The 12,962-nt window shown below is 64.5% G+C and carries 13 protein-coding genes; 7 read left to right on the forward strand and 6 right to left on the reverse strand.

Annotation, left to right across the window (positions count from 1 at the left end; translation table 11 throughout):
- Window positions 1-163: 163 nt before the first annotated feature.
- The 7 genes from KH389_RS16365 to KH389_RS16395 all read left to right on the forward strand — a co-directional run bounded on the left by KH389_RS16365 (window position 164) and on the right by KH389_RS16395 (window position 5,078).
- A complete protein-coding gene (locus KH389_RS16365) occupies window positions 164-1,534 on the forward strand; it encodes a nucleobase:cation symporter-2 family protein (RefSeq protein WP_213605818.1) in 1,371 nt (456 codons plus the stop codon).
- A 93-nt stretch (window positions 1,535-1,627) separates the two neighbouring features.
- Window positions 1,628-2,020: a sulfurtransferase complex subunit TusD gene (gene tusD / locus KH389_RS16370; RefSeq protein ID WP_213605819.1), complete on the forward strand. Its 393-nt coding sequence runs from the start codon at window positions 1,628-1,630 to the stop codon at window positions 2,018-2,020.
- A gap of 1 nt (window position 2,021) precedes the next feature.
- Window positions 2,022-2,381, forward strand: coding sequence for a sulfurtransferase complex subunit TusC (tusC, locus tag KH389_RS16375; RefSeq protein ID WP_043860839.1), 360 nt, complete (start codon window positions 2,022-2,024; stop codon window positions 2,379-2,381).
- Window positions 2,381-2,677 carry a sulfurtransferase complex subunit TusB gene (gene tusB, locus KH389_RS16380; RefSeq protein ID WP_058541209.1) on the forward strand — a complete coding sequence of 99 codons (297 nt, stop codon included), beginning with the start codon at window positions 2,381-2,383 and terminating at the stop codon, window positions 2,675-2,677. Before tusC ends, tusB begins: the two co-directional genes overlap by 1 nt.
- Complete coding sequence (locus tag KH389_RS16385) at window positions 2,674-3,009, forward strand: TusE/DsrC/DsvC family sulfur relay protein (protein ID WP_043860841.1); 336 nt, start codon at window positions 2,674-2,676, stop codon at window positions 3,007-3,009. The genes tusB and KH389_RS16385 overlap by 4 nt, the downstream gene beginning before the upstream one ends.
- Complete coding sequence (locus KH389_RS16390) at window positions 3,006-4,001, forward strand: glycosyl transferase family protein (RefSeq protein WP_078480769.1); 996 nt, start codon at window positions 3,006-3,008, stop codon at window positions 3,999-4,001. Before KH389_RS16385 ends, KH389_RS16390 begins: the two co-directional genes overlap by 4 nt.
- 108 nt (window positions 4,002-4,109) lie before the next feature.
- Window positions 4,110-5,078, forward strand: coding sequence for a glutathione S-transferase family protein (locus KH389_RS16395; RefSeq protein ID WP_043860843.1), 969 nt, complete (start codon window positions 4,110-4,112; stop codon window positions 5,076-5,078).
- Between the two features lie 92 nt (window positions 5,079-5,170).
- Here KH389_RS16395 and cysG read toward each other — a convergent pair whose 3' ends face one another.
- From cysG to ftsK, 6 genes are all read right to left on the reverse strand, one after another.
- Window positions 5,171-6,556 carry a siroheme synthase CysG gene (gene cysG, locus KH389_RS16400; protein ID WP_043860844.1) on the reverse strand — a complete coding sequence of 462 codons (1,386 nt, stop codon included), beginning with the start codon at window positions 6,554-6,556 and terminating at the stop codon, window positions 5,171-5,173.
- Entirely contained in the window at window positions 6,557-7,837 is a 1,281-nt protein-coding gene (serS, locus tag KH389_RS16405) for a serine--tRNA ligase (RefSeq protein ID WP_043860845.1), read from the reverse strand. It lies immediately after the preceding gene.
- A 17-nt stretch (window positions 7,838-7,854) separates the two neighbouring features.
- Window positions 7,855-8,229, reverse strand: coding sequence for a fluoride efflux transporter CrcB (gene crcB / locus KH389_RS16410; protein WP_043860846.1), 375 nt, complete (start codon window positions 8,227-8,229; stop codon window positions 7,855-7,857).
- Complete coding sequence (locus tag KH389_RS16415) at window positions 8,226-9,551, reverse strand: replication-associated recombination protein A (RefSeq protein ID WP_043860847.1); 1,326 nt, start codon at window positions 9,549-9,551, stop codon at window positions 8,226-8,228. Before KH389_RS16415 ends, crcB begins: the two co-directional genes overlap by 4 nt.
- Before the next feature lie 19 nt (window positions 9,552-9,570).
- Window positions 9,571-10,194 carry an outer membrane lipoprotein periplasmic chaperone LolA gene (gene lolA, locus KH389_RS16420; protein WP_043860848.1) on the reverse strand — a complete coding sequence of 208 codons (624 nt, stop codon included), beginning with the start codon at window positions 10,192-10,194 and terminating at the stop codon, window positions 9,571-9,573.
- Between the two features lie 65 nt (window positions 10,195-10,259).
- Window positions 10,260-12,665 carry a DNA translocase FtsK gene (ftsK, locus tag KH389_RS16425; protein WP_213605820.1) on the reverse strand — a complete coding sequence of 802 codons (2,406 nt, stop codon included), beginning with the start codon at window positions 12,663-12,665 and terminating at the stop codon, window positions 10,260-10,262.
- Window positions 12,666-12,962 lie beyond the last annotated feature (297 nt).

The following is a 12,962-nucleotide window of genomic DNA, read 5'->3' on the forward strand; positions in this document are numbered from 1 at the left end:
GGTGGCGTTTGAGGGGCGCTGGCTTCGCGCTCGTTCACTGGCAAGGCCGACCCCTACGCCCTGCGGGCTGTAGCGCCAGATAATGCTGGCAAACTGGACTACCCCAATCCCCGCGCGCGCCGTAGAATGCGCTCCTTTTTTTCTGCCCGGGGCAGCAACACCCATGAGCTCACTCGAACAAGCGCCCGAACAGGCCAATGAACTGGTTCTAGGCCTGGAAGACCGGCCCCGGCCGCTGATCGCCCTGCTCGCTGCCCTGCAGCACCTGCTAGCGATCATCGTGCCCATCGTTACCCCCGGCCTGCTGATCTGCCAGGCACTCGGCGTATCGGCCCGCGATACCAACCTGATCGTGTCGATGTCGCTGGTGATCTCCGGGATCGCTACCTTCGTGCAATGCCGACGCTTCGGGCCCTTCGGCGCCGGGCTGTTGATCGTGCAAGGCACCAGCTTCAACTTCGTTGGCCCGCTGATCGCCGGCGGCGCGCTGATGGTCAAGCAAGGTACGCCCGTAGAAGGCGTAATGGCGGCGATCTTTGGTGTGGTGATTGCCGGCTCGTTCGTTGAGATGGGCATTTCGCGCATTCTGCCGTTCGTGAAACGCCTGATCACCCCCCTGGTCACCGGCATAGTAGTGCTGATGATCGGCCTCACGCTGATCAAGGTGGGCCTGATCAGCATGGGCGGCGGCTTCGGCGCCATGGCCAACGGTACCTTCGCCAACGGCGAAAACCTGCTGCTGTCCGGCGTGGTGCTGGCCATCATCGTGGTACTCAACCGCATCCCGGTGGTGTGGATGCGCAGTTGCGCGATCGTGATCGCGCTGGCCGTCGGCTACGCACTGGCCGGCTACCTGGGCCGCCTGGACTTCACCGGCATGCATGAAGCCGCCGTATTCCAGGTGCCGGTGCCATTGCACTTCGGCCTGAGTTTCTCCTGGGCGCTGTTCATTCCGATGCTGGTGATCTACCTCGTGACTTCGCTGGAAGCCATCGGCGACGTTACCGCCACCAGCAAGGTATCGCGCCAGCCGGTCGAAGGCCCGCTGTGGATGCAACGCATCAAGGGCGGCGTGCTGGTCAACGGCGCCAACTCGCTGCTGGCCGGTGTATTCAATACTTTCCCGAGCTCGGTGTTCGCGCAGAACAACGGCGTGATCCAGCTGACCGGTATTGCCAGCCGCCATATCGGTATCTGGATTGCCGCAATGCTGGTGATTCTGGGGCTGTTCCCAAGCGTGGCCGGGGTGATCCAGGCGGTGCCGGAGCCGGTGCTGGGTGGTGCTGCGATGGTGATGTTCGGTGCCGTAGCGGCCTCGGGTATCAATATTCTGGCCAGCATCAGCCTGGACCGTCGCGCCCTGCTGATCATCGCGGTGTCCCTGGCGTTGGGCCTGGGCGTGGCGCAGGTGCCGGAATTCCTGGCGCACATGCCATCGGCACTGCGCAATGTGCTGGAGTCTGGCGTGGCAACCGGCGGCATCTGTGCGCTGGTGCTGAACTGGTTCCTGCCCGAGTTCAAAGCTCAGAACTGAGGCCGCTTGCCAAGCTGCCCCAACCTGGCCCGCGCCCACAAGGCGCGGGCTTTTTGCTTTATCATGGGCGCAGTTTTGCTGACAGAGCCTGCCATGAAGTTCGCCCTCGCGGTATTTTCCCCCGGCCATGCGCCCTCCTCGCGCCGTGCACTGCTGTTCGCCCAGGCTGCCCTGGCCAGCGGGCACGAGATCGTGCGGCTGTTTTTCTATCAGGATGGCGTGCACAGCGCCTCGGCCAACGTGGTCGCGCCGCAGGATGAGCTGGACGTGCCGGCGCAATGGCGTGCCTTCGTCACCGAGCACCAGCTCGATGCGGTGGTGTGCATTGCCGCCGCCCTGCGCCGTGGCGTGTTGAACGCCGAAGAGGCCCAGCGTTATGAACGCCCCGCCGTGAACCTGCCCGCGCCGTGGGAGCTGTCGGGCCTGGGCCAGTTGCACGAAGCTGCACAAACCGCCGACCGCCTGGTCTGCTTTGGAGGCGACTGAAATGGCCAAGTCATTGCTGATCATCAGCCGCCAGGCCCCCTGGGCCGGCCCGTCGGCCCGCGAGGCACTGGATATCGCCCTGGCCGGCGGCGCCTTCGACTTGCCGCTGGGCATGCTGTTTCTGGATGATGGCGTGTTTCAGCTGGCACCTGCGCAGCAACCGGCACAGCTGCAACAGAAGAACCTGGCGGCCAACCTCCAGGCGCTGCCGATGTTCGGCGTGGAGGCCCTGTTCGCCGACGCCCGCAGCCTGCTCGAGCGCGGCCTGGACGCTGAACACCTGACACTGGACGTCGAGGTACTCGACGACGCTGCACTGGCAGCCCTGATCGACCGTTTTGACCAGGTGGTAACCCTCTGATGAGCACCCTGCACGTCATTTCCCACTCGCCGTTCGGCGATAACCGCCTGAGCAGCTGCCTGCGCCTGCTGGGCAGCAACGACGGCCTGCTGCTGTGCGGCGACGCGGTGTACGCGCTGCAGCCCGGCAGCGAGCCGCTGAAGGCGCTGGAGCACGCCAACCTGGGCGCAAGGCTGTTTGCGCTGGAAGAAGACCTGCAAGCCCGCGGCATCTCCAGCGACGCGGCCCGGGCCATCGACTACCCGGCGTTCGTGCAGCTGTCGCTGGACCACGACAAGGTCAACAGCTGGCTATGAGCACCCTGAGCCTCGACAACCGCGACATTGCCCTGGACAAGGACGGCTTCCTGGTCGACCTGAAGGACTGGTCAAAGCCCGTGGCACAAGCCCTGGCCGAGCGCGAAGGCCTGGAACTGACTCCCGAACACTGGGAGGTACTGGAGCTGCTGCGCCAGTTCTACCAGGAGTTCGAGCTGTCGCCGGCCACGCGCCCGCTGATCAAGTACACCGCCTTGAAGCTGGGCCCGGACAAAGGCAACAGCCTGCACCTGAACCGCCTGTTCAACGGCACCCCCGCCAAACTTGCCGCGAAGCTCGCGGGCCTGCCAAAGCCGACCAACTGCATATGACTGCCCCTACCCCGCTCACCCTCGAAACGCCCGCCGAACACCCCTTCGCCCAGTTCGTGCGCATTTTGGGCAAAGGCAAACGCGGCGCCCGCGGCCTGACCCGGGAAGAAGCCCGCGAGGCCATGGGCATGCTGCTGGACGGCAAGGTCGAGCAGACGCAGCTGGGCGCCTTCCTGATGCTGCTGCGTCACAAGGAGGAGAGCCCCGAGGAGCTGGCCGGCTTCACCGAAGCCGTGCGCCAGCGTGTACAGGCACCGCCCATCGCGGTCGACCTGGACTGGCCGAGCTATGCGGGCAAGAAGCGCCACCTGCCGTGGTTTCTGCTGGCGGCCAAGTGCCTTGCGAAAAACGGTGTGCGCATCCTGCTGCACGGCGGCGGCGCTCACACCGCCGGGCGCCTGTATACCGAACAGGTGCTGGAACAGGTGCAGATCCCGCTGTGCCGCGACTGGGCCAGCGTCGCCAGTGCCCTGGACGAGCACTGCATCGCGTTCATCCCCCTGCAGGACTGGGCGCCGCGCCTGCAGCACATGATCGACCTGCGCAACACCCTGGGGCTGCGCTCGCCCATTCACTCGCTGGCACGGGTGCTCAACCCGCTGGGGGCGCGGTGCGGCCTGCAGAGCATCTTCCACCCCGGCTACCAGGCCGTACACCGCGAAGCCAGTCGGCTGCTGGGCGATACGGCGATTGTGGTCAAGGGTGACGGCGGTGAGATCGAGATCAATCCGGATGCCACCAGCCACCTGTACGGCACTGCCCATGGCCAAGACTGGGATGAAGAATGGCCGCAGCTGTCGGCCCAGCGCCATGTGAAGCCGGCCAGCCTCGACCTGCAGCACCTGCTGGCAGTATGGCGCGGCGAGGCCCGCAACAGCTACGGTGAACTGGCTCTTGTATCGAGCATGGCGCTGGCGCTACGCGGCTTGGGGCAAACCCGAGAGGACGCCTTCACGCAGGCGCAGCACTGGTGGGATCAACGCCTGAGCTAGGCGACTGATCGGGGTTTTCGATCAAACAGGCCGATGCTTTGCGCCATTGGTTCGAACTTGAACCCGTACACTGGGCTCCAAGTTGAACGAATCGCCAAGGAGACCACCATGGGCCTGTTGATCGATGGCCGCTGGCATGACCAGTGGTATGAAAGCAGCAAAGACGGCACCTTCCAGCGCGAGAACGCGCAGCGGCGCAATCAGCTGCCCGCAGCCGACGCCGGGCGCTATCACCTGTATGTGTCGCTGGCCTGCCCCTGGGCGCACCGCACGCTGATCTTTCGCACGCTCAAGGGCCTGGACAAGCTGATCGACGTGTCGGTGGTCAGCTGGCTGATGGGCGAGAACGGCTGGACCTTCGACACAGCCCTGGGTTCGACGGGCGACAAGCTCGACCAGCTGGAATTCCTGCATCAGCGCTACACCCGCGACGACCCGCATTACACCGGCCGGGTCACGGTGCCGGTGCTGTGGGACAAGCAGGAACAACGCATCGTCAACAACGAGTCGGCCGAGATCATCCGTATCTTCAACACCGCCTTCGACGGGCTGACCAGCAATCGCCTGGACCTTTACCCCGAGCCGCTGCGCGCAAGCATCGATGCACTGAACGAGCGGATCTACCCTGCCGTGAACAACGGCGTGTACCGCGCAGGCTTTGCGACTACGCAAAAAGCCTACGAGCAGGCGTTCGACGAGCTGTTTGCCGAGCTGGATGCACTGGAAAAGCTACTGAACGACCAGCGCTACCTGGCCGGCGAATACCTGACCGAAGCTGACTGGCGGCTGTTCACCACGCTGATTCGGTTCGATGCGGTGTATCACGGGCACTTCAAGTGCAACCTGCGGCGCATCGCCGATTATCCGAACCTGTCGAACTGGCTGAGGGAGCTGTACCAGTGGCCGGGGGTGGCCGAGACGGTGAACATGGAGCATATCCAGCATCACTATTACATGAGCCACAAGACCATCAACCCGAACGGGATCGTGCCCAAGGGGCCATTGCAGGACTTTGCGGCGCGACATGATCGGGAGCGGCTGGTGGGCCGGGGGATTTGGGACAAGACCAGTTTTTGATCAGGGGTTGAAGGGCCCCTTCGCCAGCAAGGCTGGCTCCTGCAGTGGATCGCGTGAACCTGCAGGAGCCAGCCTTGCTGGCGAAGCTGTTGTTACTGAGCCCCTTCGAACCACGCCAGCTTCTCGCGAAGCTGCACCACCTCGCCCACGATCACCAGCGTCGGCGCATGCACTTCATGCTCCGCCACCAGTTGCGGCAGGTCGGCCAGGGTGCCGGTAAACACCCGCTGGTTGGTGGTAGTGCCCTGCTGCACCAGCGCCGCCGGCGTACTAGCCGCACGACCGTGACGAATCAGCTCGGCACAGATGGTCGGCAAGCCCACCAGCCCCATGTAGAACACCAGGGTCTGCGCAGGCGCCACCAGGTCATTCCACGGCAGGTTGCTGGTACCGTCCTTGAGGTGGCCGGTTACAAAGCGCACCGACTGGGCATAATCGCGATGGGTCAGCGGGATGCCGGCATACGCCGAACAGCCGCTGGCCGCGGTGATGCCCGGCACCACCTGGAAGGGTATGCCATGCTCGGCCAGCTCTTCGATCTCCTCGCCACCCCGGCCGAAGATGAACGGATCGCCGCCCTTGAGGCGCAGCACGCGCTTGCCTTGCTTGGCCAGGGTCACCAGCAGCTGGTTGATCTGGTCCTGCGGCACACTGTGATCGGCACGGCGCTTGCCCACGTAGATGCGCTCGGCGTCGCGCCGGCACAACTCGATGATGGCGGGCGCCACCAGGCGGTCGTACAACACCACATCGGCCTGCTGCATCAGGCGCAGCGCACGGAAGGTCAGCAAGTCCGGATCACCCGGCCCCGCCCCCACCAGGTACACCTCGCCCGAGGTCTGCGGCAGCGCGCCGTCCACCTTGGCCTGCAGCAGGCGTTCGGCTTCGGCGCCCTGCCCGGCCAGCTGGCGCTCGGCAATCGGGCCCTGGAACACGTCTTCCCAGAACCCACGACGCTGGTTCACGTCGGGGTACAGCTCCTTGACCCGATGGCGAAAGCGCGCGGCCAGGCCGGCCAGTTCGCCATAGGCGGCAGGAATCCAGGTTTCCAGCTTGGCGCGGATCAGGCGTGCCAGCACCGGCGCATCGCCGCCGCTGGACACCGCTACCACCAGTGGCGAACGGTCGACGATCGCCGGGAAGATCACCGTGCACAAGGCCGGCGCATCCACCACGTTGACCGGCACACAGCGCTGGCGCGCATCGGCCGATACCTGGGCGTTGAGCGCCTGGTCGTCGGTGGCGGCGATGATCAGCTGGCAACCGTCGAGGTCGCTTTCGTGATAGCCGCGGGCCAGGGTCTGGCCGCCACTGGAGCGTGCCAGTTCGGCCAGTTGCCCCTCGATTTCAGGGGCAACCACCCGCAGCACGGCACCTGCATCGGCCAGCAGGCGAGACTTGCGCAGGGCAATCTCGCCTCCACCCACGACCAGCACCTGGCTGCCCCGCAGGTTGTGGAACAGCGGCAGGAACTCCATTTAACCGATGATCTCCAGGCCACCCATGTAAGGCTTGAGCACGTCCGGTACACGGATGCTGCCATCAGCCTGCTGGTAGTTCTCCAGCACTGCCACCAGTGTACGGCCTACAGCCAGGCCCGAGCCGTTGAGGGTGTGCACCAGCTCCGGCTTGCCGGTCTCCGGGTTGCGCCAGCGGGCCTGCATGCGGCGCGCCTGGAAGTCGCCGCAGTTGGAGCACGAGGAAATTTCGCGGTACTTGTCCTGGCTCGGCACCCACACTTCCAGGTCGTAGGTCTTCACGGCACTGAAGCCCATGTCGCCGGTGCACAGCGACAGTACGCGGTAAGGCAGCTCCAGCAGTTGCAGCACGCGCTCGGCGTTGGCAGTCAGGCCTTCGAGGGCTTCCATCGACTTGCCCGGCTCGACCACCTGGACCATCTCGACCTTGTCGAACTGGTGCTGGCGGATCATGCCGCGGGTATCGCGACCCGACGCACCGGCTTCGCTACGAAAGCACGGGGTGTGGGCGACGAACTTGATCGGCAGTTGCTTGGCATCGACGATTTCGCCGGCCACGATGTTGGTCAGCGACACTTCGGCCGTCGGGATCAGGTAGAAGTCGGCCTCGCCTTCGCGGCTGATCTTGAACAGGTCTTCCTCGAACTTGGGCAGCTGGCCGGTGCCTTGCAGCGCCGGGGCCTGTACCAGGTACGGGGTGTAGGCTTCCTCGTAGCCATGCTCGGCGGTGTGCAGGTTGATCATGAACTGCGCCAGGGCACGGTGCAGACGGGCGATCGGGCCGCGCAGCAGGGCAAACCGCGCGCCCGACAGCTTGGCTGCGGTCTCGAAGTCGAGGTAGCCGTTGCGCTCGCCCAGGGCGACGTGGTCCTGGATCGCAAAATCGAAGCTGCGCGGGGTGCCCCAGCGGCGCACTTCGACGTTGTCGTCTTCATCGGCGCCCACTGGTACGCTGGCGTCCGGCAGGTTGGGGATGGTCAGCAGGATAGCGTCCAGCTCTTCGCGGATACCTTCCAGCTCCACCTTACCGGCAGCCAGTTCGTTGGCCATGCGCTCGACGTCGGCCATCAGCGGGGCAATGTCCTCACCCTTGGCCTTGGCCTGGCCGATGGATTTGGAACGGGCGTTACGCTCGGCCTGCAGCTGTTCGGTGCGGGTCTGCACAGACTTGCGGCGCTCTTCAAGTGCTTCGATGCGCGCGACATCCAGGCTGAAGCCACGGGAAGCCAGGCGATCCGCCACTTCCTGAAGTTGGCCGCGTAACAGTTGGGAATCGAGCATATCGTTTTCTCGCTGGTTCAGAATTTGGTCAAGGACAAACCGGCCCAGGTGGCGAGCAGGCCACCCACTACACTGAGGCTGGCATAGCCGAACGCCAGGGGCGCCTGCCCGCTTTCGAGCAGGCGTACGGTGTCCATGGAAAAGGATGAAAAGGTCGTCAGGCCGCCAAGGAAGCCGACGATCAGGCCTGCGCGCAGCTCGACCGGCACCAGCGGGCGATGCAGAAACAGCCCGTAGAGCAAGCCGATCAGCAGGCAGCCAATCAGGTTGACCGCCAGCGTACCGAGATAGAAGTGGCGTGGCCAGTGGGCATTGACCCAATTTCCCGCGGCAAAGCGCAGCAGCGTGCCGGCAATGCCCCCGGCGCTGACTGCGGCCACCAGGGCAATCATGGCTTTCTCCGCTGGCGCGGGCTCAGGCGATCGAGTTCGGCCAGGTGGCGCAGCTTCTCGCCGATCTTCAGTTCCAGGCCGCGAGGCACCGGCTGGTAGTACTGGCGCGGCGCGAGGTCATCGGGAAAGTAGTCTTCGCCCGCCGCATAGGCATCGGGCTCGTCGTGGGCATAACGGTACTCGTCGCCGTAGCCCAGTTGCTTCATCAGCTTGGTGGGTGCGTTGCGCAGGTGCAGCGGCACTTCCAGCGAACCATGCTCGGCGGCTTCGCGCAGGGCGGTCTTGAAGCCCATGTACACCGCGTTGCTCTTGGGCGCACAGGCCAGGTACGTAATGGCCTGGGCCACCGCCAGCTCGCCCTCGGGGCTGCCCAGACGCTCCTGCACGTCCCACGCAGCCAGACACAGGCTCAGCGCACGCGGGTCGGCGTTGCCGATGTCTTCGCTGGCCATGCGCACCACGCGCCGCGCCAGGTACAACGGGTCGCAGCCGCCATCGAGCATGCGTGCGAACCAGTACAGCGCCCCATCGGGGTTGGAGCCACGCACCGACTTGTGCAATGCGGAAATCTGGTCGTAGAAGGCCTCGCCGCCCTTGTCGAAACGTCGACGGGTATCGCCAAGCAGGCTTTGCAGCAGTTCCACCCCGATCTCGCTGCCATCTTCGGCCAGGTCCGAGGCATTCTCCAGCAGGTTGAGCAGGCGCCGGCCATCGCCATCGGCGGCAGCCAGCAGCATCTTGAAGGCTTCGTCGCCCAGGCTCAGGTTGCGCTTGCCCAGGCCGCGCTCCTCGGTCAGTGCGCGCTCCACCAGGCGGTGCAACGCGGCTTCGTCCAGGCTCTTGAGCACATATACGCGCGCCCGCGACAGCAGGGCGTTGTTGAGTTCGAACGAGGGGTTTTCGGTGGTGGCGCCGATGAAGATCAGCGTGCCGTCTTCCACATACGGCAGAAAGGCGTCCTGCTGCGACTTGTTGAAGCGGTGCACTTCGTCGACGAACAGGATGGTGCGCCGCCCGTACTGGGCGGCCTGCTGCTTGGCGATCTCCACCGCCTGGCGGATCTCCTTGACCCCGGCCAGTACGGCCGAGACGGTCTCGAAGTGCGCCTCGCAGAACTGTGCCAGCAAACGCGCCAGGGTGGTCTTGCCCACCCCGGGCGGGCCCCAGAAGATCATCGAGTGCAGCGCGCCCTGCTCCAGTGCCTCGCGCAGCGGCTTGCCGCGCGCCAGCAGGTGCTGCTGGCCGACGTATTCGTCCAGGTTGGCCGGGCGCAGGCGCGCGGCCAAGGGCTGGGCAACAGGGTCACTTCGAAACAGGTCCATGGACGCGGGCTTGACCTCTTTACTCTTGAATCACGTCGGCGCCTTCAGGCACGACGAACTTGAATTTGCTCGCTGGGATCGGCTCATTGGCCTTGACCCCGCTGAACAGGATATTGGTGCGCTGGCCGACGCTGTCGATCAGTTGCATATCGTTCACCAGCCCCTTGCGGAAGGACAGGCGCAGCGAGTCGAACAGGGTGTCCTTGGTTTTGGGCTTGAGCGTGAAATCGATCACGTCACCCTGTTGCTTGGAGGTGATATCGAAGCTCTGGCTGATTTTCGAGATATCACCCGACAACAGCAAGGCCGGCGTTTCGGTCAGACGCTCGTCGAGCTTCTTGATGGTCGCCTGCTCCAGGTCCGGGTCCCACAGGGTCACCTTCTTGCCGTCCGACACCACCACCTGCTCGGCAGGCGCATCGGTGTGCCAGTAGAACAGGCCAGGGCGCTGTACCGCCATCTGACCGGTGGTTTCCTGCAACTGGGTGCCGCTGCCATCGAGGGTCAGTTGCGAGAAACCGGCAGAAATGGTCTTGGACGTCTCCAGCAATTGGGTCAGGCTTTTGACGTCCGCCTCTGCGGCGAAAACCGAAGCGCTGGACAGGGCCATGGCGGAAACCAACAGCATGCGAATCAGGCGCATGGAAATCCTCGTTGCAGTAGGGGTGGGCCGGCGGCCGTCAATGGCCGCCGGCAGATAAGGAATCATCAGTCGCGCATCGGTCCGGGCGCAATCACTTCACGCGAACCGTTGGTGTTCATGGCAGTGACCACACCGGCCATTTCCATCGCCTCGATCATGCGGGCGGCGCGGTTGTAGCCGATCTTGAGCTTGCGCTGTACCGCGGAAATGGAGGCACGACGGCTTTCGAGCACGAACTGCACGGCCTCGTCGTACAGCGCGTCGGTTTCGGCGTCATCGTCACCGCCACCACCACCGCCCCCATCGAAGCCGCTGCCGGCCTCTTCGACACCGCTGAGGATGTCGTCGTTGTAGTCCGGGGCGCCGCGCAGCTTCCAGGCCTCGACCACGCGGTGAACCTCTTCGTCGGACACGAAGGCGCCGTGCACGCGAATCGGCAGGCTGGTGCCCGGCGGCATGTACAGCATGTCGCCATGGCCCAGCAGTTGTTCCGCGCCGCCCTGGTCGATGATGGTACGCGAGTCGATCTTGCTCGATACCTGGAACGCCATGCGCGTCGGGATGTTGGCCTTGATCAGGCCGGTGATCACGTCCACCGACGGACGCTGGGTGGCCAGGATCAGGTGGATACCGGCAGCCCGCGCCTTCTGCGCGATACGGGCGATCAGTTCTTCGACCTTCTTGCCGACGATCATCATCATGTCGGCGAATTCGTCCACCACCACCACGATGGTCGGCAGGGTCTTGAGCAGCGGCGGCACGTCATCCATGCTTTCGCGCTTGAACATTGGGTCGTAGATCGGCTCGCCCGCTTCTTCGGCGTCCTTGATCTTGCGGTTGAAGCCGGCCAGGTTGCGCACGCCCATGGCCGCCATCAGCTTGTAGCGGCGCTCCATCTCGGCCACGCTCCAGCGCAGGGCATTGGCGGCGTCCTTCATGTCGGTGACCACCGGGCACAGCAGGTGCGGGATGCCTTCGTAGATCGACAGCTCGAGCATCTTCGGGTCGATCATGATCAATTTGGCGTCTTCGGGGCCGGACTTGAACAGGATCGACAGGATCATCGCGTTCACGCCCACCGATTTACCGGAACCTGTGGTACCGGCCACCAGCAGGTGCGGCATCTTGGCCAGGTCGGTGATCACCGGCTTGCCGCCGATATCATGACCCAGGGCCATGGTCACAGGCGACTTGGCCTCGTCATACTGCGGCGACGACAGCACCTCGGAGAAGCGCACGATCTGGCGGTCTTCGTTGGGGATCTCGATACCCACCGTGGTCTTGCCCGGGATCACTTCGACCACGCGCACGCTGGTTACCGCCAGCGAGCGCGCCAGGTCCTTGGCCAGGTTGGCGATGCGGCTGACCTTGACCCCGGCGGCCGGCTGGATTTCGTAGCGGGTGATCACCGGGCCGGGGTGGATCGAGTCCACCGACACTTCAACGCCGAACTCCTTGAGCTTGATTTCCAGCAGATGGCCCACGCCCGCCAGGGACTCTGGCGAATAGTTGACCTTCTTCTTCTCGGCCGGGTCGAGAATCGAAATCGGTGGCAGCGTGCCTTCGATGGCGCTGTCGACGAACAACGGCGCCTGCTTTTCCTTCTGCACGCGCTTGCTCGGCTCTGGCGCCTTGGCCGGCGCCGGCATGATCACCGGTGGCACATGCTGCTCGCGCTCGGCCACATGCTTGCTCAGCGCGGTATCGCGCTCGATGATGCGTTCCTTGGCCTTGAGCTGCTCGCGGCGGTCGGGCACCACAGGCGCCACCACGTCGTGCACCTGCTCGTCGACTTCACGCAGTTGGGCAACCAGGCGCTTGCGCTCGTTGCGCCCGTCCCACCAGCGGTTGGCCGCACCCTGGAACAGTTCGAACAGGTCGAGGGTGATCTTGCCGGTGATGTCCATCACCTTGAACCACGACAGGTCGGTGAACACGGTCAGGCCGAACAGGAACAGCGCGATGAACATCAGGGTGCTGCCCTGCACGTTCAGCGCGTTCTTGGCCAGGTCACCCAGGCTTTCGCCCAGCGCGCCGCCCGCCGAGGCCGGCAGGCTCGGGGCCGAATGGAAATGGATATGCGCCAGCGCGGCGCCCGACAGCACCAGGAACACCAGGCCGATCAAACGCCAGGAGAACAGCCAGCCGCTCCACTGCCAGGGCTGATGACGTTCGCGGAAGATCTGCCAGGTCTTGATCGCCAGCAGCAACGGGAAGATATAGGCGAAATAGCCCAGCACCATGAACAACACGTCGGCAAAGAACGCCCCGGCGCGACCGGCGGCGTTCTGCACCTGCTCGACATTGCTGGTATGGCTGAAGCCCGGGTCGGCCTGGTCGTAGGTGAGCAGGGCCATCCACAGGTACAGGCACAGCGCGCCCATGGCGATCAGCGCACCTTCCTTGAGCCGGTAGTGCAGCTGCTGGCGCCAGATCGGCTCGGGGTTGGGTGTTGCGGTGGATTTCTTCAAAACGCGTCTATTCCTGCGCTCAATGCGCGTCCAACAGGGGTCGACCGGGCGACCGGGTCAACAAACCACTACTTTTAACATTACTGCCCGCCTGCCGCCATGACGGCACGCCGGAACGAGGCGTAAACGGGGGCCAATTTCCTATACGGCAATTTGAGCACGCATTCTCTTTTGTGACAAAGGCTTATGCGGGGTTTTTGCGTAGTTGGGACAGCATAGTGCAGGTTAAGTTGCGCCGCCCGCCAACGCCGGCGGGGCAACGGCAGGCGCCGGCCTTGCCGACGAAGCCTTTTGCGG

It is taken from the genome of Pseudomonas qingdaonensis (genome assembly GCF_018398475.1).
GTDB classification, from domain to species: domain Bacteria; phylum Pseudomonadota; class Gammaproteobacteria; order Pseudomonadales; family Pseudomonadaceae; genus Aquipseudomonas; species Aquipseudomonas palmensis.

What these genes read in the sequence shown, in the direction of transcription:
- lolA (WP_043860848.1), bottom strand. Translation starts at nt 10,194, where the DNA reads ATGCGCCTGATTCGCATGCTGTTGGTTTCCGCCATGGCCCTGTCCAGC.
- cysG (WP_043860844.1), bottom strand. Translation starts at nt 6,556, where the DNA reads ATGGAGTTCCTGCCGCTGTTCCACAACCTGCGGGGCAGCCAGGTGCTG.
- KH389_RS16395 (WP_043860843.1), top strand. Translation starts at nt 4,110, where the DNA reads ATGGGCCTGTTGATCGATGGCCGCTGGCATGACCAGTGGTATGAAAGC.
- crcB (WP_043860846.1), bottom strand. Translation starts at nt 8,229, where the DNA reads ATGATTGCCCTGGTGGCCGCAGTCAGCGCCGGGGGCATTGCCGGCACG.
- KH389_RS16385 (WP_043860841.1), top strand. Translation starts at nt 2,674, where the DNA reads ATGAGCACCCTGAGCCTCGACAACCGCGACATTGCCCTGGACAAGGAC.
- tusD (WP_213605819.1), top strand. Translation starts at nt 1,628, where the DNA reads ATGAAGTTCGCCCTCGCGGTATTTTCCCCCGGCCATGCGCCCTCCTCG.
- KH389_RS16390 (WP_078480769.1), top strand. Translation starts at nt 3,006, where the DNA reads ATGACTGCCCCTACCCCGCTCACCCTCGAAACGCCCGCCGAACACCCC.
- KH389_RS16365 (WP_213605818.1), top strand. Translation starts at nt 164, where the DNA reads ATGAGCTCACTCGAACAAGCGCCCGAACAGGCCAATGAACTGGTTCTA.
- serS (WP_043860845.1), bottom strand. Translation starts at nt 7,837, where the DNA reads ATGCTCGATTCCCAACTGTTACGCGGCCAACTTCAGGAAGTGGCGGAT.
- tusB (WP_058541209.1), top strand. Translation starts at nt 2,381, where the DNA reads ATGAGCACCCTGCACGTCATTTCCCACTCGCCGTTCGGCGATAACCGC.
- KH389_RS16415 (WP_043860847.1), bottom strand. Translation starts at nt 9,551, where the DNA reads ATGGACCTGTTTCGAAGTGACCCTGTTGCCCAGCCCTTGGCCGCGCGC.
- tusC (WP_043860839.1), top strand. Translation starts at nt 2,022, where the DNA reads ATGGCCAAGTCATTGCTGATCATCAGCCGCCAGGCCCCCTGGGCCGGC.